The sequence below is a fragment of the Leisingera sp. JC1 genome (assembly GCF_001679925.1).
Lineage (GTDB): Bacteria > Pseudomonadota > Alphaproteobacteria > Rhodobacterales > Rhodobacteraceae > Leisingera.
This window is the reverse complement of the sequence record NZ_LYUZ01000100.1, coordinates 13,227-33,965: the sequence shown is the minus strand read 5'-3', so window position 1 is coordinate 33,965 and position 20,739 is coordinate 13,227. Positions and strand designations below refer to the sequence as shown.

The window sequence follows — 20,739 nt, the reverse complement described above, 5'->3', positions numbered from 1 at the left end:
CATGCGATTGCCGAGCCTGACCCATCTGCGCTGTTTCGAAAGTGCCGCGCGGCATCAAAGTTTCACTGCCGCGGGGGAGGAGCTGGGGCTGACCCAGAGCGCGGTCAGCAAGAAGGTGAAGGAACTGGAGGCGGATCTGGGCTTCGACCTGTTCCAGCGGGCAGGCCGCGGCGTGGTGCTGACCCCGGCGGGGCAGGGGCTGGCGGCCGATCTGGAGCTGGATCTGGCGGGGCTGCGCGCCACCTTGCAAAAGGCTGCGGCTGCCGGGGCCGGGCGGTCGGCCCTGCGGATTGCGGTGCTGCCGGCATTTGCCAACCTCTGGCTGATCCCGCGGCTGCCGGATTTTTTTGCCCTCCACCCGGAGGTGGAGCTGAGCTTCTCCACCCGGCTGGAGCCGTTTGATTTTGCCCGCGAGAATTTCGACCTGGCGGTGCATTACGGGCTGGATAACTGGCCCGGCACCCGCATGGCGCCGCTGTTCGGCGAGGAGATGGTGCCGGTCTGCGCACCAGGGTTCTATGCCGCCCATCAGCTGGAGCAGGCGCATAATCTGGCACAGGCGCCGCTGTTGCATCTGGAAAGCCGCGCGGGCTCCTGGGCGGAGTGGTTCGAGCGCGCAGGGCTGGCGGGCGCGCCGCGGCAGGACGGACGCTATTTCGACCAGCACTCTATGGTGATTGCGGCAGCAGCGGCGGGGCTGGGCGCGGCGATTGTGCCCTATGACATGGTGGCGCGGGAGATTGCGGGCGGCGATCTGATGCGCATCCCGGGGCCTGCGCTGGAGTCGCGCAAGCGCTATTACCTGGTGCGCCCGCACGGGGTGGTGCCGGAGGCGGTGCAGAAATTCGAAAGGTGGCTAAAGAAGCAATTGCGTTCAAAGTGAGATTGAGATGTTTTGCCCGGCCGACAAGCCGGGCTGCACCTGCCTGCCCGTCAAACCGGAGGTTTGCCTCCGGCAAAACGGACAGGTGCATTCGCACCTACCCAGGCAGGCGCAGCCCTAGGTGGTTTATGCATGTACCATGACAATCTGGAATTAGTTGTGTCGTAATGGGCTGGTATTTCAAGAGCGGCTTTCGTTTCATTCTGGCTGTGCCAAAACCAGAAGGGAGCCTTTGCCATGGCCCAGTTCCGCCGCGCCGCCCGTCTTGACCCGCTCGAGGTCTCCGAAATTCTGACCATCGGCGCCAAGGCCGCGGAGATGAAGCAGCAGGGCGTACCGGTGATTATCCTGGGCGCGGGCGAGCCGGATTTCGACACACCGGACCACATCAAGGAAGCCGCCGCTGCCGCGATGCGGGCGGGGGAGACGAAATACACTCCGCTCGGCGGCACGTTGGCGCTGCGGCAGGCAATCCAGGCCAAGTTCAAGCGTGACAACGGGCTGGATTATGCGCTGGACGAGATCATCGCCGGCACCGGCGCCAAGGAAATCCTGTTCGATGCCTTCATGGCCAGCCTCAATCCCGGCGATGAGGTGATCGTGCCGACGCCATATTGGACCTCCTATTCCGACATCATCCGCATTGCCGGCGGCGAGCCTGTCCTGGTGCCTTGCGGGGATGACACCGGTTTCCGGCTGACGGCGGAGAAGCTGGAGGCGGCGATCACCCCGCGCACCCGCTGGCTGCTGCTGAACTCGCCTTCGAACCCGGCCGGCGCCGGCTACAGTACCGCGGATTATCAGCCGCTGCTGGAGGTGCTGCTGCGGCACCCGGATGTCTGGCTGATGGCCGACGACATGTATGAGCACATCACCTATGGCGGCTTTGAATTCGCCACTCCCGCGCAGGTGGAGCCGCGGCTGAAGGACCGGGTGCTGACGGTCAACGGCGTCTCCAAGGCCTATGCAATGACCGGCTGGCGGCTGGGCTATGCGGGCGGACCGAAGGCGCTGATTGATGCGATGAAGGTGGTGCAGTCGCAATCGACCTCGCACCCGTCGTCCATTTCGCAGGCGGCGGCAGAGGCGGCGCTGAACGGCCCGCAGGGGGTGCTGGCAGAACGGCGGGCCAGTTTCCAGATGCGGCGCGATCTGGTGGTCGAAGCCTTGAACGGCATGGAGGGGATCAGCTGCCCGGTGCCGGAGGGGGCGTTCTACACATTTGCCAATTGCGCCGGCGTGCTGGGCAAGCGCACGCCGGAGGGCAAGGTGCTGGAAACGGACGCGGATTTCTGCGCCTGGCTGCTGGACCGGCATCATGTGGCAGTGGTGCCGGGCCGCGCCTTTGGCATCTCTCCCTATTTCCGGATTTCCTATGCCACATCCGAGGCGGAGCTGCGCGAGGCGCTGAGCCGGATCGGGCGGGCGGTGGCGGCGCTTGCCTAGGCTTCCGCAAGCGACGGCTGGCGGGCGCGGGCGTTGGCCCAGGCCCGCACCAGCTGCCGCTGCAGGGAGGCAACGGCCAGCCCCAGCGCGATGCCGCCGAGGATGCCGAGCGTGTTGACCAGCGAGCTGCGTCCCTCCAGCCCGATCATCGGCATCAGGACTTCCGGCACCAGCCGGTGCAGCAGGTAGATCGGGAAGGCGGCCTGCGCCAGCCGCATGACAGTACGCGAAACCGGGCGCGGCAGCGGCACCCGCTGGACAAAGATCAGCCCGGCGATCAGCGCCAAGAGCCACATGTACTTGATCCAGCCGCCGTACCAGTTGCCGCCGAGGTAGGCGGCTGACGGCATGATCACGCATGCGGCGCCCAGCAGCACCAGCTGCTGGCGCAGCCCGCGGGCGGCGGTGATGCACCAGCCGATGGCAAACAGGTAGAGAACCCACGGAACAGTGAACTGCGCGCGGCCGCCGATCTGCCAGACCTCCGGCGCGATCAGCCGCAGCGCCACGGCAATCCCCAGCAGGCACAGGCCCGCGCGGTAGGCGCCCTGTGCTGCCAGCCATCGCCGCGCGGGCGGCAGGGCAAAGGGCAGGGCGATCAGCAGGGTGATCTGCCAGTAGGCCTCCACGAACCAGTAGAGATAGGGCAGCATCAGATGGGTTTCCGGCGTGGTCAGGGCAAAGTTCCCGGCCAGGAAGACAGAGACCCAGGGCACCTGCTCCCACGCGACGGCATAGCCTGCCAGTACCAGGTAATAGGGGATCAGCACCGCGGCCACGGGTTTGAAGAAGCTGCGCATGTCCCCCGAACTCAGGGCCTCCCAGCGGTAGCCTGCGACGCTCATCCCCATCAGGATCACCATTGCGGCGGCGCCGCCGTAGGTGGGCCAATGGGTCTGATGCGCGATGACCACGGCGAGGATCGCAATCACCCGCGCGACCAGTTCGAACGGCAGGCTGCTGCCGCGGGCGGGGGCGATGGTCTCCAGCTCCTTGATCGGCATGGATTCCCAGCCGGCCGGGGCGCCGCCCAGGGCGTCGTCCAGCGCCAGCGACAGTTCCACATGGCGCAGGGAATCGCCGCCCAGCGAGGCAAAACTGTCGTTGCGGCCCACGGTTTGCGGCGCAAAGGCGGCCTGGTAGGCGGCCAGCACGCCCTTCGAGTGCGCGGGTTTGGCAGCCTGCGCCTTCAGCGCCGGGTAGTCGATCTTGCCATTTGCCCGGCGCGGCAGGGATTTGCGCGGGATCACGCAGAAATGCTGCTGGCCGACGCCAGTCAGCTTGGCAGCCAGCGCGGCGATGCCGTCCTCTGGCCCGCAGATGGCGATGGAGATGCGGGCATCATCGCCCCAGACCGCGGCCTCATGCCCCTGGGCAGCCAGCGCGCGTTCGATGGCGTCATGGCCGATGCGCAGGCCCGCGATCTTGGACATCCGCGACAGCCTCCCGGTGATGTGGTAGAGGCCGCTTGCATCGCGACGGGCCAGGTCGCCGGTGGCGAGCTCAGCAAGCTCCTCGCCCTTGGCCAGACCGGCGCTGTCTTCGGCATAGCCCATCATCACATTCGGGCCTTTGTAGATCAGCTCACCCTCGCCTTCGGGCGCGGTGACTTCCTTGCCGCCCGCATCGCGCAGCAGCAGCTGGCCGCCAGGGATGGCGCGGCCCGCGGCGCCAGGGTATTTCAGCGCAAGGTCCGGCGGCAGATAGCTGATCCGGGCCGTGGCCTCGGTCTGGCCGTACATCACAATGAACCGGCCGGCGCGGGCCTGCATCCGGGCGGCCCAGGTTCGGACTTGATCCGCCTCCATCGCGCCGCCGGCAACAGTAAGGGTCTTGATGGTTTCCGGCAGCGCATGTGACAGGCCCGCGCTGTTCAGCAGCCGGAAGTGATGCGGCACGCCTGCGAGGCTGGTGGCACTGGAGGCCGCAAACGCATCTGCAAAACCGGCATCCAGAACCGAACCGGGTGCGAGCCAGATGCTGGCCCCGGCCGCCAGATGCGAATGCAGCACCGACAGGCCATAGGAATAATGCAGCGGCAGGATCAGCGCGGCGCGGTCCCGGGTCTGGATATCCAGATACTCCGCAATGGCGCGGGCATTGCTGTCCACGGCCGTCGCGGACAGGCGCACGCCGCGCCCGTGGCCGGTGCTGCCGGAGGTTTGCAGCAGCAGGGCTAGGTCCGGATGGATCTCTGCCGGTTCATGCGCATGGGCCAGCAGCTGCCAGGTGCCGCCGATGCAGCGGAAGCTGGCGGCGGGGCGGAAGCGGTTTGTCAGACTGTCTGCGGTGGCCTCATCCCCGGCGGGCAGCGGCATCACGGCATGTCCTGCGGCCAGCGCGCCGAGATAGGCGGTGATGGCCTCGCGCGTGCTGGCGGCCTCAATCGCAATCAGCCGCCGGTCCTGTGGCAGCTGGCGGGCAAACTGTTCTGCAGCATCCGCCAAAGCGGCATAGGTCAGCTGGCGTCCATCCGCCGAAATCAGGCAGGGACGGGCGCCGAACGCGCGCAATTCAGCCAGGTCAAAAAACATCCGCAACTCCTTCGAGCGCGGCGGGTAATTTAATTTACTAATTTTGTCAATTATTCCTGGGCGGCTTGTTGCCGTCTGTTCCGCAGATGCTCCGGAGCGGCATAAGAAAAAGAATGTAATAGGGATTATGGTAAAAATATGAGGGGCGAAATGCCGCGGGCGTTTGCCCGCGGCTTCCGTGTCAGGCCTTCATAGGCTGCCCGGCCACATAGGTCTGCGCGATCGAACGGTCATCGCCCAGGGTCTGCAGGATGAACAGTTCTTCGGACAGGGTTTCGGCGCGCTGCATCCGCAGGTCCATTGCGTGGGTGGCGCGGGAATCGAGCACCACGATGTCGGCCTCGGTGCCGGCCTCCAGCGTGCCGATCTTGTCCTCCAGCCCCAGTGCCACGGCGTTGCCGCGGGTGATCCAGTGGAAGGCGCGCAAGGGGTGCAGGCTCTGGTTCTGCAATTGCAGGACCTTGTAGCCCTCGTTCAGGGTCTGCAGCATTGAGTAGCTGGTACCTGCGCCGATGTCGGTGGCAATCGCGTTGGTGATGCCGCGCCCGCGCAGGCCTGCGTCGTCAAACAATCCGCTGCCCAGGAACAGGTTGGAGGTCGGGCAGAACACCGGTTTGGCCTGGGTTTCCGCCAGCGCGTCGATCTCGCGCGGCTGCAAGTGGATCGAGTGGCCAAGCAGCATCTTTTCCGTCAGCAGCCCGTAAGACTGGTAGACGTCCAGATAGTCGCGCGCCTGCGGATAAAGCTCTGCGGTGAAGGCGATTTCGTCGTGGTTTTCCGACAGGTGGGTCTGCACGTAGCAGTCCGGGTGCTCCTGCACCAGGGCACCCGCCATCTCCATCTGGTCGGGGGTGGAGGTGATGGCAAAGCGCGGGGTGATCGCATACATGCCGCGGCCCTTGCCGTGGTATTTCGCGATCAGCTCCTTGGTGTCGTCATAGCCGCTGACGGGGGTGTCCAGCAGACCCTCGGGCGCGTTGCGGTCCATCAGCACCTTGCCGCCGATCATCCGCATGTTGCGGCGTGCGGCCTCGGTGAAATAGGCCTCGGCTGAGGTCTTGTGGACCGAGCAATAGGCCACTGCGGTGGTGGTGCCGTGGCTGGTCAGCAGGTCGAAGAAATGGCCCGCCATTTCGTTGCTGTGGCCGGCATCGGCAAAGCGGACCTCCTCCGGGAAGGTGTAGTTGTTCAGCCACTCCAGCAGCTGCGAGCCCCAGGAGGCGATCACCTGCACCTGCGGGAAATGCAGGTGGGTGTCGATGAAGCCGGCCATCAGGATGTTGGGGCGGTGGTCGATCACTTCGGCCCCGGTTGCCTGGGCCGAGACGTCGCCGTAGCTGCCCTTGGCCAGGATCATGCCGTCGGCAACCAGCAGCGCGCCGTCCTCGATGAACTCATAGGCGCTGGTGTCCTGGGGGTCTTGCGGCTCGGCGGTGAAGGAAAGCACCCGGCCGCGCAGCAGCGTCTGTTTCGTTGTCATGTCAGTGTTGTCCTTGGTTCGCAGGCAGGGGGCGTGCGGCCCCCTGCCCATTTTCATTTGGGATTATTCGCCTGCCGGCAGGTGCGGCACATGCGGTTTGATACCGTCGTCTTCGGCTTCTTCATGCTCATCCGCCTTGTGGAAGATCGGGTAGATGAACAGGAAGGCGGCAGCGATCAGGTAGCCCATGGCGACACCGCTGAACTCCGGCCAATGCAGGCTGGCAGAGTGGATCACGCCGATCAGCGACATCACCGCCGCCGCCAGGGCAAAGCCGCCCGCGTTGCGGAAGTCGCCGTCGATCACGCTGGCCACAATGGCGCCCCAGATCAGGCCGGTCAGGATCGCACCCTGGCTGAGCGCCAGATGGCCCTCATAGTGCGCGCCCTGCTGCAGCAGCGCCGCGGTCAGTTCCGGATCGCCCAGCTGGGCCATGCCGGTGGCACCGAGTGCGCCCAACGCGCCTGCCAGTGCACCCCATTTGATCACCAGGAAGGCCGAGACATGCGGCATCATCGCGATGGTCACCGCGGCGATATGGTCGGTTTTCACCGAATGCGCTGTATTGGTCACCAGGCTGAGCGCCACAAACACCAGCACCGGTGCGGCGGCGGCCACGGGGATCAGGGTGTTGAGGAACGCCAGCAGGCCAAAGAAGGCGGCAAAGGGGATCACGATGCCAACGCCGATGATATAGCCGGAGCGCGCGCCCATCCGCTTGTAGGCCGGGTGGCCGATATAGGCGGTGGTCGGGAACGGCGAGCCGAAGACCGCGCCGATCATGGTGCCGACGCCATCGGTCACCTGGCACAGGGCCACCGGATAGTGGTCGCCCGCGGCTTCGGCGCTTTCGACGTTGTTCATGGTTTCGATGAAGTTGTAGATCTGCACCGGCACCAGCACCAGGAACAGCTCCGGGTTGGCAAACAGATGCTGGATGCCTGCAACCAGGTCACCGAAGTAGGGAACCGGCAGGTAGACGCCCACGCCCTCGATCGAGACCGAGGCCTTGCCCATCGCCAGCGCCACAACGGTGCCGACGATCAGCGCCAGCAGACCGGCGGGGATGTTGAACGGCAGCCGATGGCGGCCCACCAGGCCCCACAGGATGATGATCATCGAGGCAAAGCCGATGAACGGTTCCTCGAAAATCGTTGCCAGCGGAACGGTGCCGATGAACACCAGCGCGATGCCGCAAAGCGTGCCCAGCATGCCGGCGCGCGGGGTCACCCGCTTGAGCCAGGGGCCGACGATGGCGCCAAGGCCCGCGACGATGCCACCCATGAAGCCCGCGCCGATGCCCACCTGCCAGGCCAGCATGGCGTCATTGGTGGACCAGTAGATCGGCCCGATCACACCGAACAGATAGACGAACATCACCGGGGTCGAGATGCCATAGGGCAGCGCGGTCACGTCGCGGCCTTCTTTCTCGGCGGTGTGCTTGGCCAGCCAGGTGTAGACCGCGATACCGGCCAGGATCGCCACTGCGGCGCCGGGCACGATGCGGCCGAACACGATGTCGGCAGGCATGTTGAAGACAAACTGACAGATGCCCGAAAGCACGATCAGGTTGATCAGGTTGTCGGTGAACAGCGCCCAGAATGCACTGAAGTCATTCCGCGCGAACAGTTTGTACGTGTAGCTCCGCCCGGTCATGGCGGCCTCCTCCTGTCAAGAGGACGCAGTCTTAACGGCTGTTTGCTCCAGCCGTATCTCCCTCTGCGTCCGGTTGCTTACCCGCTTGGGGCAGGTCAGTGCTCCGTGATGGAGCGGACGCGGCAGTTTCAGAGGTCAGATCAGCAATCACTTCCGCCGCCACGAAGGCCGCGATGACGCTGGGCCGCTTGTCGCGGCTACCGCTTGCCCCGATGGGGCAGATGAGACGGTCGGTTCCCAGACCGTCGCAATGGTCCCGGCACCAGCGGCGGAATTTCTCCCGCTTGGTGGCCGATCCGATCAGGCCGACATAACCCGCATCGCCGCGCTGCAGGGCAGCGGAGGCAAGCAGGAAGTCGAGCGCATGATCATGGGTGAGAACGACAAAGGCGCTGCCCGCGGGTGCGGTGGCAATGTCGATCTCGGGAATAGCGCTTTGGCGGATTTCCACATCCGCGTTGCACAGGGCAAGTTCTTCGGCACGCTGGTCAACCAGGATGCAGCGCACCGGCATATGCTGGAACAGATCCGCCAGAGCCCGGCCCACATGGCCCGCGCCCATCACATAGACATGCGGCAGCGCCTGTTCCTCGGCCTGCTGCCGGGCAATGGCAGCGTCGCGGTCGGCCTGGCGCATCTGCGCCAGCGACATCTCCACCCGGCCGCCGCAGCACTGGCCGATCTCCGGCCCCAGCGGCACATCCAGCGTGTCGCTGATCACACCCTGCTTCAGCATCCGCCTTGCGTGGTCGATGGCGATATATTCCAGCTGGCCGCCGCCAATGGTCCCCCACAGGCCTTCCGCCGCCACAAACATGCAGGTGCCGGTTTCGCGCGGGGAGGATCCGCGGACGCGGGTCAGCACGACCTGCACCACATGTTTGCGGCTGGCCAGAAAGTCCTGGAGGGAAAGGCGGCGGGTCATGGCTCAGCCCTGCCCTTTGAGGGTTTCGATCGCCATCAGCACGCGCTCCGGCGTGGCCGGCGCATCGAGGCGCGGGCAGACCTTGTAGTCCGTGGTGCTGGCAACCGCCATCGACAGTGCCTCAAACACCGAGATGCCCAGCATGAACGGCGGCTCGCCCACGGCTTTGGACCGCTTGATGGTGCGCTTCTTGTTCACCGACCATTCGGCCAGCCGGGTGTTGAAGATGCGCGGCCGGTCGGACGCCAGCGGGATCTTGTAGGTCGAAGGCGCATGGGTGCGCAGGCGGCCTTCGCCGTCCCACCACAGCTCCTCGGTGGTCAGCCAGCCCATGCCCTGGATGAACGCGCCCTCCACCTGGCCCTTGTCCAGGATCGGGTTCAGCGAGCGCCCCACGTCATGCAGGATATCTGTGCGCTCCACCCGGTATTCGCCGGTCAGCGTGTCGACCGACACCTCGGAGCAGGCGGCGCCATAGGCGTAGTAGAAGAACGGCTGGCCCTTGCCCGCCGCGCGGTCCCAGTGGATTTCCGGGGTTTTGTAGAAGCCCGCCGCCGACAGGTGGACGCGGGCCATATAGGCCTCTTTCACCAGCGTATCGAAGGGGATCTCTTCGCTGCCGACGCGCACGCGGTTGGGCAGGAATTCGACCTCCGCCTCGGTGACACCGTGCTTCTCAGCCGCGAATTTGGTCAGCCGGGCAATGATCTGCTCCGCCGCATCCAGCGCCGCCATACCATTGAGGTCCGAGCCGGAAGAGGCCGCGGTGGCAGAGGTGTTCGGCACCTTCTCGGTGGTGGTCTTGGTGATCTTGATGCGCTCGAAATCCACCTGGAAGGCGTCTGCCACAACCTGCGCCACCTTGGTGTTGAGGCCCTGCCCCATTTCGGTGCCGCCATGGTTCAGGTGGATCGAGCCGTCGTTATAGACATGGATCAGCGAGCCCGCCTGATTGTACCAGGTCGCGGTGAAGGAGATGCCGAATTTCACCGGTGTCAGGGCAATGCCCTTCTTGATGATCTTCGACTCCTTGTTGAAGGCGATGATCTCCTCCCGCCGCTTGCGGTATTCGGCGTTTTCCTCCAACTCCCCGATCAGCCGGTCGAGGATATTGTCCTCCACCTTCTGATGGTAGGGCGTCAGATCGCGGCCCTCTTCGCCATAGAAGTTGGCCTTGCGCACATCCAGCGGGTCCTTGCCGAGGGCATAGGCGATCTCCTCGATCATCCGCTCTGCCGCGACCACACCCTGCGGGCCGCCAAAGCCGCGGAAGGCGGTGTTGGAGACGGTGTTGGTCTTCATCGGGCGGCTTTTCAGCAGCACGTTCGGGTAGAAATAGGCGTTATCCGCGTGGAACAGCGCGCGGTCGGTGACCGGCCCCGACAGGTCCGAGGAATAGCCGCAGCGCGCGGCAAAACCGCCCTCGACCGCCTGAATGCGGCCCGCATCGTCAAAGGCCACGTCATAGTCGATCACGAAATCATGGCGCTTGCCGGTGGCGGTCATGTCCTGGTCGCGGTCCGGGCGGATCTTGACCGGGCGGTTATGCTTCTTCGCGGCAATCGCAGCCACCGCGCAGAACAGGTTCATCTGGCTTTCCTTGCCGCCAAAGCCGCCACCCATCCGGCGCACGTTGACGGTCACCGCATTGTTCGAAACGCCCAGAACATGCGCCACCATATGCTGCGCCTCGCTCGGGTGCTGGGTGGAACAATGCACGGTCACATCCTCATCTTCGCCGGGGACGGCAAAGGCGATGTGCCCCTCCAGATACATGTGGTCCTGGCCGCCGACGGTCATCTGCGCCTGGATGCGGTGGGCGGCGCCTTTGCGGCCCGCTTCCACATCGCCGCGCTCCAGCTTCAGCGGGTCGGTGATCATCGGATAGCCGGCCTCCTGCGCCTGGACCGGGTCCAGCGCGTGCGGCAGCACCTCATAGTCCACCTCTGCCAGCTCGGCCGCTCGGCGGGCGGCATCGCGGGTCTCGGCGATCACCGCAAATATCGGCTGGCCGTGGAATTCGACCTTCTCGGTCGGGAACACTGGCTCGTCATGCTTGCCGGTGGGGCTGATGTCGTTGACGCCGGGAATATCCTCAGCGGTCAGCACATCCACCACGCCGGGCGCGGCGCGCACAGCTGACAGGTCGATGCTCTTGATATTGGCGTGGGCGACGGTGGAAACACCCAGGTAGGCGTGCAGCGTGCCATAGGGTTCGGCGATATCGTCGGTGTATTCGGCGCGGCCGGTCACATGCTTGATCGCGCTGTCATGCTGGCGGTCATGGTGCACGGCGCCGCTGATGGTCTGATGGTCTTTCATCTCAAAATCCTCCTCAGGCGACGGCCAGCCGGACGGCACCGGCGGTTCCCGCATCATGTTCCAGGTAGAAGCGGCGCAGCAGGTTGCTGGCCGTGAGCGCGCGGTACTCCGCAGAGGCGCGCCAGTCGCTCAAGGGGGTGAAGTCCTGCTTCACCGCCTCCGCTGCCGCGTCAAATGCAGCCTCGCTCCAGGGCTGGCCAACCAGTGCGGCCTCGGCACCGGCGGCGCGCTTGGGCGTTGCCGCCATGCCGCCGAATGCGATCCGTGCAGCGGTGATCACGCCTTCCTTGACGGTGACGCTGACGCCTGCCGCAACCGAAGAGATATCCTCGTCCCGGCGCTTGGAAATCTTGTAGGCGGCGTCGATCTGGCCATCGCGGTGCAACGGAACGCGGATCGAGGCGACGAAATCGCCCGGCTCGCGGTCCTGCTTGCCGTAGTCGATGAAGAACTCCTCCAGCGGCAGGGTGCGCGACCCGCCCTTCTTCTGCAGCGTCACCTCGGCACCCAGCGAGATCAGCACCGGCGGAGTGTCCCCGATGGGCGAGCCGTTGGCGATATTGCCGCCGATGGTGCCCATGTTGCGCACCTGCCAGCCGGCGATGCGGTCCCAGTAGGCGCCCAGATGCGGGAAGGCATCGCGGATCGCCGCTTCGCTCTCGGTATAGGTGACGCCGGCACCGATGGTCAGCGCCTCATCCGTCAGCTCGATGGCCTTCAGCTCCTCCAGGTGGGCAACAAACACCACCGGAGAGATTGGCTTCATAAACTTGGTGACCCACAATCCCACATCGGTGGAACCTGCGACGATGGTCGCCTTGGGGTTCTCGGCCAGCACCTCTGCCAGATCCGCCGCATTCAGCGGCAGGATGGCGCGGTCGTCCTCGGGGCCGGTAACCACACGGGTCTGCGGCTGGATCGCCTTCAGCTTGGCGGTCAGCGCGTCGCGTTCGGTAGTCAGGTAATCATTGGCCGGGGTGCCGTACTGGTTCACCGCAAGCGCTGCCTTCACGATCGGCTCATAGCCGGTGCAGCGGCAGAGGTTGCCCTGAACGGCTGTTTCTACTTCGGCCTCATTCGGCTGCGGGTTTTCCATCCACAGCGCATAAAGCGACATCACGAAACCGGGGGTGCAGAAGCCGCACTGGCTGCCGTGGTATTCGACCATCGCCTGCTGCACCGGGTGCAGACGGCCATTGGGGCCGGACAGATGCTCAACCGTCACAACGTGGCAGCCGTTCAGCGATGCCAGGAACCGGATGCAGGCGTTCACCGCCTCATAACGCAGTGCGCCATTGTGCAGACGACCCACCAGCACGGTGCAGGCGCCGCAGTCGCCCTCGGCGCAGCCTTCCTTGGTGCCGGTCAGGCGCTGCTCCAGCCGCAGGAATTCCAGCAGGGTGGTGGTCGCCTTCACGTCCTCCAGCACAATATCCTTGCCGTTCAGAAGAAAGCGTATGCCGGTTTGATGTGCCATGGGGCCTCCCGAGTGTCTCTTGGGCCGAGCTGGCCCGCTTATGTCATTTTTACCTTGTCTGACTGCCACGGTTAACGGCCGCAATCGCGAAAGGCTTTCAACACCCTGTTGAAAATGGTTACGGTAATAGGTGCCGGAACCGGTGCTTTTCCGCCTGCCTGCCTGACTGGCAGGCGGGGAACGCGCCCCGTAAAGGTCTGTGAAACATGTCTTATCTGGAATCCCTGCGGGTCTTTACCCGAGTCGTCGAACTAGGCAGCATCACCTCTGGCGGGCGGGATCTGCGGCTGACTCCGGCGGTGGCCAGCAAAAGGATCAAGGAGCTTGAAAAGCACCTTGGGGTGCGTCTCTTCAACCGTACCACGAGATCGCTGACCCCGACAGAGGTCGGGCAGCTGTTTTATGCAGAAGCCAAGAAGGTGCTCGAATCGATTGAGGACGCCGAAGCGGTGGTCTCGCAGTTCTCCGCCGCGCCGCGCGGTGTGATCCGGGTGACCGCGCCGCTGGGCGTTGGCCGCCGCATCATCGCGCCGCTGGTGCCGGGCTTTGTCGAGGACTATCCGGCCACCGAAATCCGGATGCGGATGTCGGACCGCAAGGTCGATATCCTGGCGGACGGGCTGGATGTGGCGTTCTTTATCGGCACCCCGCATGATTCCACCCTGAAGATGCGCAAGATCGCCGATTGCACCCGGGTGCTGTGTGCCGCGCCGGAATATCTGGAGCGGCACGGCACCCCGCAACTGCCGGAGGACTTGCTGACCGGCCACAACTGCCTGCTGCTGCGCTATCCGCGTTCGMCGGAATATTACTGGACATTGTCGACCCCGGAAGGCCCGCGAAAGCTGGAGGTGTCAGGCAAGTACGACGCCGATGACAGCGACGTGCTGACGGGCTGGGCGCTGGACGGGCGCGGCATCGTCAACAAGCCGCGGTTTGACGTTGCCGCGCATCTGCGCAGCGGCGCGCTGGTGGAGGTGCTGCCGGACACGCCGCCGGAGGCGACCATCTTCGGCTGCCTCTACCCTCACCGGAAACTGCAGGATCCAAAGATCCGCCTGTTTGTGGATTACGCGGTGAAACACGGCCTCTCCGCCTTCCGGCGCAGCGAGGCGGGTAACTGAAGGCAGCAAAAAAGGCGGGCACCGCTGGCCCGCCTTTTTCATTTCCAGGGTTCTCGCGTTAGCAGCGGTGCGGATTTTCCTGGCAGTAAATCAGGTTGGCCGCAGCCCCGACGGCCGCACCCGTTACCAGGTTGGCGTCCAGAACAGCGGCACCGGCTGCGCCGGCGCCCGCACCGTAAACCAGCCGTTCGCCGGTGGTGTCACCGCAGGCGGCCAGAGTGGTGCAAAGTGCAAATCCGATGGCGATGGATTTCTTAAACATCGTGTTTCCTCCTTCAACGTCCAAACCCCGCAGTTTTGCCGCGGTCCCAAACGGCCAGCCCCCGGCATGTGCTGCTGGGGGAAGGGTGCCCGAAAGGGAATGGCGCTGTGGCAGAACAGACCGGAAACCCCGGAGATCCGGCGCAATTGGGCGCACCCTGCAGGGATAACGCACGGCTGCGGTGAAAGGTTCCCAGGTTTTTTGCTGCCTTGGGGGTGCACAGGCGGTGTACGGGGGGTGCACGCTTGGTGCTGGGCAAAAAAATGGCCCCGCCGCCAGGCAGGGCCATTCGGTTTGTTTGTGCTGTTCGGCGTCAGTTCGCGGCCAGCGTCAGCGGCAGATCCTTGGAGGCGCTGCCGTACCAGCGGCGGATCAGGGCGCGCTCCTCGTCCTCCATGAAGGTGACGTTGGCAGGCGGCATCGCATGGGTGGCACCGGCTTGGAGGTAGATCTCCTTGGCGTATTTCGCCACATCGGCCGGGGTCTCCAGCAGCACGTTCTTGGGCGCGCGGCGGATGCCGTCATAGTAGGGCTCCCGCGCGTGGCACATGGCGCAGCGGCCCGGCACCACATTCATCACGTCCTCGAAGTGCTGATTGCTGGCAAACACTTGCTCGGATTTGGTCAGCTCCCGCGCCTCGGATTCCTCGTAGGTGTCCTGCTGCAGCGGCGCCTGGCTCAGGATCATGATGCCGATGAACAGGATGGCGGTCACAGGCCAGGTCCAGGTCGGGTTGCTGGTGCCCGCGTGGTTGCTGTTGAAGTAGTGGCGGATAGTGACGCCCATCAGGAACACCAGCGCCGCGATCAGCCAGTTGTACTCGGTGGCAAATGCCAGCGGGTAGTGGTTCGACAGCATCAGGAACACCACCGGCAATGTCAGGTAGTTGTTATGGGTCGAACGCAGCTTGGCGATCTTGCCGTATTTGGCATCCGGCGTGCGGCCTTCCTGCAGATCCTTCACCACGATGCGCTGGTTCGGCATGATGATGAAAAAAACGTTTGCCGTCATGATGGTAGCCGTAAAGGCGCCCAGGTGCAGCATCACCGCGCGGCCGGTGAAGATCTGGTTGTAGCCCCAGCCCATGGCGACCAGCAGCACAAACAGCAGCACCATAAGGAAGGTCGGCTTTTCCCCCAGCGGCGATTTGCACAGGAAGTCATAGACGATCCAGCCGATGGTCAGCGACGCGCCGGAAATCAGGATGCCCTGCCACAGGGCCAGGTCGGCCTTGGCGGAATCGATCAGGTACAGCTCTCCGCCCGCCCAGTAGACGATCATCAACAGGCCAGCACCGGACAGCCAGGTGGCGTAGCTTTCCCATTTGAACCAGATCAGGTGATCCGGCATGTTCTCCGGTGCCACCAGGTATTTCTGGATGTGGTAAAAACCGCCGCCGTGGACCTGCCATTCCTCGCCATGCGCGCCGACCGGCAGATGCGGAACCTTCCGCAGGCCAAGGTCCAGCGCGACGAAGTAGAAGGACGATCCGATCCAGGCAATGGCGGTGATGACATGAAGCCAGCGGACCGCAAAGCCCAGCCAGTCCCACATGATCACAAGCTCTTCCATTGTTCTCTCCTCATAAGCTTTGACCCGAGACTAGAGCATGGTGCTATTTTCATGTATTAGGTAAAAAATCCAAGCTGTTTCAAAATAACACAAAGAATACATGAATGGCCTATCTCGACAATATCCGCACCTTTGTCCGCGTCTATGAACTTGGCAACATGTCTGCTGCCGCCCGCGACATGCGGATCTCGGCGGCAGTGGCGTCGTCGCGGATTTCGCAGCTGGAGGATCACCTGAACGTGCGGCTGTTCCAGCGCACCACCCGGCTGCTCAATCCGACCGAGCAGGGCAATTTGTTCTATCACGGCGCGGTCAAGATCCTGGAAGCTGTGGACGAGGCGGAAGCCGATATCAGCAGTGTCACCCAAACCCCGCGCGGCACGCTCTATGTGGCAGCGCCCTTGGGGCTGGGGCAGCGGCTGATTGCGCCGGCGGTGCCGAAGTTCAAGGAAGCTTATCCGCTGATCTCGATCCGGCTGCGGCTGTCGGACCGCAAGCTGGACCTGGCGGCAGAGGGGCTGGATGCGGCGTTTTTCCTAGGCGTGCCGGAGGATTCAAACCTGCGCATCCGCAAGATCGCCGATTGCCCGCGGGTGCTGTGCGCAGCGCCGGAGTACATCAGGCAGCGCGGCCAGCCGAAAAACAGCGAAGAACTGAAGACGGAGGCGCATGACTGCCTGAACCTGCGCTATCCCGGCGCGCCGGAGTTCCAATGGCCGCTGCGGAGTCAGGACGGGGTGAAACGGGTGACGGTCACCGGGCCGTTTGAATCGGATCACGGCGATGTGCTGACCAGCTGGGCGCTGGACGGGCACGGGATCATCCTGAAACCGGTGTTCGAGATTTCGGAACATCTGGCCTCCGGCAGGCTGGTGCCGGTGCTGGCGGAAGAGCCGCCGATTCCGATCCAGATGGCCTGCCTGTACGTCCACCGCCGCCATCAGGACCCCAAGGTGCGGCTGTTCATGGATTTCATGGTGGATCACATCCAGGCATCGCTCCCCTCAGAATGAAAAAGCCCGCCCCAGTTGCCTGGGACGGGAACCGCCGGCAGATGCCAAGCGGGAGGAGAGGTATCTTGGGGAGGGTGGCTCAGCTGCCGCGGTAGGTGGAGTAACCGTAGGGCGACAGCAAGAGCGGCACGTGGTAGTGGCTGCCTGCCTCGCTCATGCCGAAACGCAGCGGCACCTCGTCCAGGAACAGCGGATCAGCGCCGGCCTGGCCGGTGGCGCGCAGGTAGCCGCCTGCGTGGAACACCAGCTCATAGGTGCCGGTGGCGAACTCGCCTGCGGGCAGGATCTGCTCATCGGTGCGCCCGTCGTCATTGGTGGTCAGGCTGCGCAGGTGCACGCGCTCATCGCCTTCGATCCGGTAAAGGTCGATCTTCAGCCCTTCCGCCGGGCAGCCGCGGGCAGTGTCCAGCACATGGGTGGTCAGAAATCCGGCCATGCCAGCCTCCTATCAATTCCGTTTCCCTAGGTATGCGCGGTTCAGCCCGCTGCATACAGAAGGAAGAGTCAAAAAGTTCTTTCAAAAATATACTGAAAGCCGAAGCGGATTATCTGTTCTATACATAATAAAAAGACAGGAGACCTGACGTGACGCGCTATCCTCGTGACTTGCGCGGATACGGTGCTGCCGCACCTGACCCGCAGTGGCCCAATGGGGCCAAAGCCGCCGTGCAATTTGTTCTGAACTATGAAGAGGGCGGCGAGAACTGCATCCTGCATGGGGATGCGGCCTCGGAAGCGTTCTTGTCCGACATTCCTGGTGCCTCGCAATGGCCCGGCCAGCGCCATTGGAACATGGAGTCGATCTATGAATACGGATCGCGCGCCGGCTTCTGGAGGCTGCACAGGCTGTTCACCGGCGCGGGCATTCCGCTGACTATCTATGGCGTCGCTAGTGCTCTGGCCCGAAGCCCCGAGCAGGTGCAGGCGATGAAGGACGCGGACTGGGAGATCGCAAGCCACGGCCTGAAATGGGTCGAGCACAAGGACATGGCCGAGGATGAGGAGCGCGCCGCCATTGCCGAGGCTGTGCGTTTGCACACTGAGGTGACCGGCACCCGCCCGCGCGGCTGGTACACCGGGCGCTGCAGCGCCAACACCGTGCGTCTGGTAGCCGAGGAAGGCGGCTTTGACTACATCTCCGACACTTACGATGACGACCTGCCCTATTGGCTGGAGACCGGCGGGCGCGATCAGCTGATCATCCCCTACACGCTGGAAGCCAACGACATGCGGTTTTCCAATTCGCCGGGCTGGATCACAGGTGAGCATTTCTTCCAGTATCTGAAGGATGCGTTTGACGTGATCTATGCCGAAGGCGAAGCCGGCGCGCCGAAGATGATGACCATCGGCCTGCATTGCCGTTTGGTGGGCCGTCCGGGCAAGATCGCCGGCCTCAAACGCTTTATAGACTACATCCAAGGGTTCGAGGGCGTCTGGTGCCCGCGCCGCATCGACATTGCCGAGCATTGGGCGGAAACCCATCCGCCGGAGAAACGTGAGCGCCCGAGCCAAATGGAGCGCGAAGCGTTTGTCGCCAAGTTCGGCTCTATCTTTGAGCATTCGCCTTGGATCGCCGACCGCGCCTTTGATCTGGAGCTGGGCCCGGCGCATGACTGCGCTGCGGGCGTCCACAACGCGCTGTGCAGGATTTTCCGCACCGCATCTGAGGATGAGCGTCTGGGCGTGCTGACCGCGCACCCTGATCTGGCTGGCAAACTGGCCGCCGCGGGCCGCCTGACGGCGGAGAGTACCTCGGAACAGTCCAGTGCCGGCCTTGATATGCTGACCGACGAAGAGCGCGAGACCTTCACCCGGCTCAACACCGAGTATGTGGAGAAGCACGGTTTCCCCTTCATCATCGCGGTGCGCGACCACAACAAGGCGTCGATCATGGAGGCCTTCCACCGCCGCATCCACAATGACCGGGCAACCGAGTTCGATGAGGCCTGCCGCCAGGTTGAGCGCATTGCCCAGTTCCGCCTGCAGGACCTGCTGCCGTGAGCGGGCGGCTGACAGCAAAGCCGCTGACCGCAGCGGCTTTTGCACCCTATGGCGACGTGATTGAGGTTGCGGGCGCGCCGGACAAGATCATCAATCAGGGCATGTGCGGGCGTCATCACGACCGCGCGGCCCTGGATTTCGGCCCGGACGGGCGGGCCGGTATCAGCCTGTTTGACGCCAAGGCCCGTCACTTGCCGCACAAGGTGGACATGGTGGAGCGTCACCCGGAGGGCAGCCAGGCCTTTGTGCCAGTGAGCGGCGTGCCGATGCTGGTTGTGGTGGCGGATGACGACGGCGGTGTGCCGGTCAACCCGCAGGCCTTCATCAGCCAGCCGGGCCAGTCCATCAACTTGCACCGGGGCACCTGGCACGGGGTGCTCGCCCCGCTGGGAGCACCCGGGCAATACATTGTTGTCGACCGGATCGGCACCTCGCCCAACCTCGAAGAACACTGGTTCAAGGAGCCGTTTACCGTGGTCGCTGACTGACCGCACACCTCGAAGCCGCCAGCAAAAACAAGAAGCGGCAAGATCCCCATGACCAACAGGAGAAATTCATGGCTGACACTTCCATCGGGACGCCAGCACAGCTGCGCGACCCCAACTATACGCCGCCCTTGCACAAGGCGGTGCCGCTGGGCATCCAGCACGTGCTGGCGATGTTCGTATCAAACGTTACACCCGCCATCATCGTGGCCGGAGCCGCCGGTTTCGGGTTCGGCTCCAACTCACCCGATTTCCCCGAGCTGCTTTATCTGATTCAGATGTCGATGGTGTTTGCCGGCATTGCCACACTGCTGCAGACCATCACGCTGGGGCCGGTCGGCTCTGCGCTGCCGATTGTGCAGGGCACCTCCTTTGCCTTTCTTCCGATCATGATCCCGCTGGTTGCGGGCAAGGGGGTGGACGGTCTGGCCGCATTGTTCACCGGCGTCATTGTTGGCGGTATCTTTCATGCCTCGCTGGGCACGGTGATCGGCAAGATCCGCTTTGCGCTGCCGCCGCTGGTCACCGGACTGGTGGTGACGATGATCGGCTTGGCGCTGGTCAAGGTCGGCATTCAATACGCCGCGGGAGGCGTTCCCGCCATTGGCACCCCGGAATACGGCTCGCTGCTGAATTGGTCGGCGGCGCTGGTGGTGATTATCGTCACCTTGGGGTTGAAGTTCTTTACAAAGGGGATGCTGTCGGTCTCGGCGGTGCTGCTGGGGCTGATCGTCGGCTACATCTATGCGCTGATGACAGGCATGCTGACCTTTGAGGCGGTCTCCGGCTCCTGGGAGCGGGCCGCGGCCTTTGCCCTGCCGCAGCCGTTCAAGTACGGGGTGGAGTTCTCCGCCGCGGCCATCATCGGCTTCTGCCTGATGAGCTTTGTCTCAGCCGTGGAAACCGTCGGTGACGTCTCTGGCGTGACCAAGGGCGGCGCGGGCCGCGAAGCCACTGAGGAGGAGATTGCTGGCGCGACCTATGCCGATGGTGTGGGAACTGCTGTGGCGGGGTTCTTCGGTGCCTTCCCCAATACCTCCTTCAGCCAGAACGTAGGCCTGATCGCAATGACCGGCGTGATGAGCCGCCATGTTGTGACCTGCGGCGCCATATTCCTGATCATCTGCGGGCTAATCCCCAAGGTGGGGGCGGTGATCCGCACCGTGCCGATCGAGGTGCTGGGCGGCGGTGTGATCGTGATGTTCGGCATGGTGGTTGCGGCCGGTGTTTCGATGCTGTCGGACGTGGACTGGAACCGCCGCAACATGGTGATCTTTGCGATCTCCCTGTCCATCGGCCTTGGCCTGCAGCTGGAGCCGGGCGCGCTGCAGCACATGCCCGACACCGCGCGCATCCTGCTGACCAGCGGCCTCCTGCCGGCGGCGCTGATCGCCATCGTTCTGAACCTGGTGCTGCCGCAGGAACTGTCGGGGGAGGCGACTGAAGAAGTCTCTGGCGGGATGAGCGGCCATGGCAAAGGTTCGCTGCCGCATGAGGATCACGCCTGAAACACACCGCGCCAGGCAAGCTGAAATTGAAGAACCGGCCCGCGGTGGGC

General features: G+C 64.1%; 16 protein-coding genes. 7 read left to right on the top strand and 9 right to left on the bottom strand.

The window, feature by feature from the left end; genetic code table 11:
- The first annotated feature begins 1 nt into the window (after nucleotide 1).
- Both A9D60_RS15465 and A9D60_RS15460 read left to right on the top strand, forming a co-directional pair.
- Nucleotides 2–883, top strand: a complete 882-nt coding sequence (locus A9D60_RS15465) for a LysR substrate-binding domain-containing protein (RefSeq protein ID WP_065268423.1) — start codon at nucleotides 2–4, stop codon at nucleotides 881–883.
- A 237-nt stretch (nucleotides 884–1,120) separates the two neighbouring features.
- Complete coding sequence (locus A9D60_RS15460; protein WP_065268422.1) at nucleotides 1,121–2,329, top strand: pyridoxal phosphate-dependent aminotransferase; 1,209 nt, start codon at nucleotides 1,121–1,123, stop codon at nucleotides 2,327–2,329.
- Here the strand turns inward: A9D60_RS15460 and A9D60_RS15455 are convergent.
- The 6 genes from A9D60_RS15455 to xdhA form a co-directional block, all read right to left on the bottom strand.
- On the bottom strand, nucleotides 2,326–4,863 hold the full coding sequence (locus A9D60_RS15455; RefSeq protein WP_065268421.1) for an AMP-binding protein: 2,538 nt from the start codon (nucleotides 4,861–4,863) through the stop codon (nucleotides 2,326–2,328). The two genes, A9D60_RS15460 and A9D60_RS15455, sit on opposite strands and share 4 nt — an antisense overlap.
- 181 nt (nucleotides 4,864–5,044) lie before the next feature.
- Nucleotides 5,045–6,343, bottom strand: a complete 1,299-nt coding sequence (gene guaD, locus A9D60_RS15450) for a guanine deaminase (protein WP_065268432.1) — start codon at nucleotides 6,341–6,343, stop codon at nucleotides 5,045–5,047.
- Between the two features lie 63 nt (nucleotides 6,344–6,406).
- Nucleotides 6,407–7,999: a xanthine/uracil/vitamin C permease gene (locus tag A9D60_RS15445; RefSeq protein ID WP_065268420.1), complete on the bottom strand. Its 1,593-nt coding sequence runs from the start codon at nucleotides 7,997–7,999 to the stop codon at nucleotides 6,407–6,409.
- A gap of 31 nt (nucleotides 8,000–8,030) precedes the next feature.
- The gene (xdhC, locus tag A9D60_RS15440; RefSeq protein ID WP_065268419.1) at nucleotides 8,031–8,924 is read right to left on the bottom strand and encodes a xanthine dehydrogenase accessory protein XdhC; all 894 of its coding nucleotides are present in this window, start codon (nucleotides 8,922–8,924) and stop codon (nucleotides 8,031–8,033) included.
- A gap of 3 nt (nucleotides 8,925–8,927) precedes the next feature.
- Nucleotides 8,928–11,246, bottom strand: coding sequence for a xanthine dehydrogenase molybdopterin binding subunit (gene xdhB, locus A9D60_RS15435; protein WP_065268431.1), 2,319 nt, complete (start codon nucleotides 11,244–11,246; stop codon nucleotides 8,928–8,930).
- A gap of 13 nt (nucleotides 11,247–11,259) precedes the next feature.
- Complete coding sequence (xdhA, locus tag A9D60_RS15430; RefSeq protein WP_065268418.1) at nucleotides 11,260–12,723, bottom strand: xanthine dehydrogenase small subunit; 1,464 nt, start codon at nucleotides 12,721–12,723, stop codon at nucleotides 11,260–11,262.
- A 206-nt stretch (nucleotides 12,724–12,929) separates the two neighbouring features.
- Between xdhA and A9D60_RS15425 the strand changes: the two genes are divergently transcribed.
- Nucleotides 12,930–13,847, top strand: coding sequence for a LysR family transcriptional regulator (locus tag A9D60_RS15425; RefSeq protein ID WP_065268417.1), 918 nt, complete (start codon nucleotides 12,930–12,932; stop codon nucleotides 13,845–13,847).
- Between the two features lie 58 nt (nucleotides 13,848–13,905).
- On the opposite strand, the gene A9D60_RS15420 is transcribed toward A9D60_RS15425, so the two are convergent.
- Both A9D60_RS15420 and A9D60_RS15415 read right to left on the bottom strand, forming a co-directional pair.
- On the bottom strand, nucleotides 13,906–14,109 hold the full coding sequence (locus A9D60_RS15420) for a hypothetical protein (RefSeq protein WP_065268416.1): 204 nt from the start codon (nucleotides 14,107–14,109) through the stop codon (nucleotides 13,906–13,908).
- Between the two features lie 313 nt (nucleotides 14,110–14,422).
- Nucleotides 14,423–15,682 carry a urate hydroxylase PuuD gene (locus tag A9D60_RS15415; protein ID WP_065268415.1) on the bottom strand — a complete coding sequence of 420 codons (1,260 nt, stop codon included), beginning with the start codon at nucleotides 15,680–15,682 and terminating at the stop codon, nucleotides 14,423–14,425.
- A gap of 104 nt (nucleotides 15,683–15,786) precedes the next feature.
- Between A9D60_RS15415 and A9D60_RS15410 the strand changes: the two genes are divergently transcribed.
- Nucleotides 15,787–16,695, top strand: coding sequence for a LysR family transcriptional regulator (locus tag A9D60_RS15410; RefSeq protein ID WP_065268414.1), 909 nt, complete (start codon nucleotides 15,787–15,789; stop codon nucleotides 16,693–16,695).
- Nucleotides 16,696–16,774: 79 nt separating this feature from the next.
- On the opposite strand, the gene uraH is transcribed toward A9D60_RS15410, so the two are convergent.
- Complete coding sequence (gene uraH, locus A9D60_RS15405) at nucleotides 16,775–17,131, bottom strand: hydroxyisourate hydrolase (protein ID WP_065268413.1); 357 nt, start codon at nucleotides 17,129–17,131, stop codon at nucleotides 16,775–16,777.
- A gap of 149 nt (nucleotides 17,132–17,280) precedes the next feature.
- Between uraH and puuE the strand changes: the two genes are divergently transcribed.
- The 3 genes from puuE to A9D60_RS15390 all read left to right on the top strand — a co-directional run bounded on the left by puuE (nucleotide 17,281) and on the right by A9D60_RS15390 (nucleotide 20,689).
- A complete protein-coding gene (gene puuE, locus A9D60_RS15400) occupies nucleotides 17,281–18,696 on the top strand; it encodes an allantoinase PuuE (RefSeq protein WP_065268412.1) in 1,416 nt (471 codons plus the stop codon).
- Nucleotides 18,693–19,184 carry an ureidoglycolate lyase gene (locus A9D60_RS15395; RefSeq protein WP_065268411.1) on the top strand — a complete coding sequence of 164 codons (492 nt, stop codon included), beginning with the start codon at nucleotides 18,693–18,695 and terminating at the stop codon, nucleotides 19,182–19,184. Before puuE ends, A9D60_RS15395 begins: the two co-directional genes overlap by 4 nt.
- Nucleotides 19,185–19,252: 68 nt before the next feature.
- Nucleotides 19,253–20,689: a uracil-xanthine permease family protein gene (locus tag A9D60_RS15390; RefSeq protein ID WP_065268410.1), complete on the top strand. Its 1,437-nt coding sequence runs from the start codon at nucleotides 19,253–19,255 to the stop codon at nucleotides 20,687–20,689.
- The last annotated feature ends 50 nt before the right edge of the window (nucleotides 20,690–20,739 follow it).

Excerpts from the sequence above, each read along its gene's own strand:
- uraH (WP_065268413.1), bottom strand. The coding sequence starts at position 17,131 with ATGGCCGGATTTCTGACCACCCATGTGCTGGACACTGCCCGCGGCTGC.
- A9D60_RS15465 (WP_065268423.1), top strand. The coding sequence starts at position 2 with ATGCGATTGCCGAGCCTGACCCATCTGCGCTGTTTCGAAAGTGCCGCG.
- guaD (WP_065268432.1), bottom strand. The coding sequence starts at position 6,343 with ATGACAACGAAACAGACGCTGCTGCGCGGCCGGGTGCTTTCCTTCACC.
- A9D60_RS15455 (WP_065268421.1), bottom strand. The coding sequence starts at position 4,863 with ATGTTTTTTGACCTGGCTGAATTGCGCGCGTTCGGCGCCCGTCCCTGC.
- xdhA (WP_065268418.1), bottom strand. The coding sequence starts at position 12,723 with ATGGCACATCAAACCGGCATACGCTTTCTTCTGAACGGCAAGGATATT.
- A9D60_RS15445 (WP_065268420.1), bottom strand. The coding sequence starts at position 7,999 with ATGACCGGGCGGAGCTACACGTACAAACTGTTCGCGCGGAATGACTTC.
- xdhC (WP_065268419.1), bottom strand. The coding sequence starts at position 8,924 with ATGACCCGCCGCCTTTCCCTCCAGGACTTTCTGGCCAGCCGCAAACAT.
- A9D60_RS15415 (WP_065268415.1), bottom strand. The coding sequence starts at position 15,682 with ATGGAAGAGCTTGTGATCATGTGGGACTGGCTGGGCTTTGCGGTCCGC.
- A9D60_RS15460 (WP_065268422.1), top strand. The coding sequence starts at position 1,121 with ATGGCCCAGTTCCGCCGCGCCGCCCGTCTTGACCCGCTCGAGGTCTCC.
- A9D60_RS15410 (WP_065268414.1), top strand. The coding sequence starts at position 15,787 with ATGGCCTATCTCGACAATATCCGCACCTTTGTCCGCGTCTATGAACTT.
- A9D60_RS15420 (WP_065268416.1), bottom strand. The coding sequence starts at position 14,109 with ATGTTTAAGAAATCCATCGCCATCGGATTTGCACTTTGCACCACTCTG.
- xdhB (WP_065268431.1), bottom strand. The coding sequence starts at position 11,246 with ATGAAAGACCATCAGACCATCAGCGGCGCCGTGCACCATGACCGCCAG.
- A9D60_RS15390 (WP_065268410.1), top strand. The coding sequence starts at position 19,253 with ATGGCTGACACTTCCATCGGGACGCCAGCACAGCTGCGCGACCCCAAC.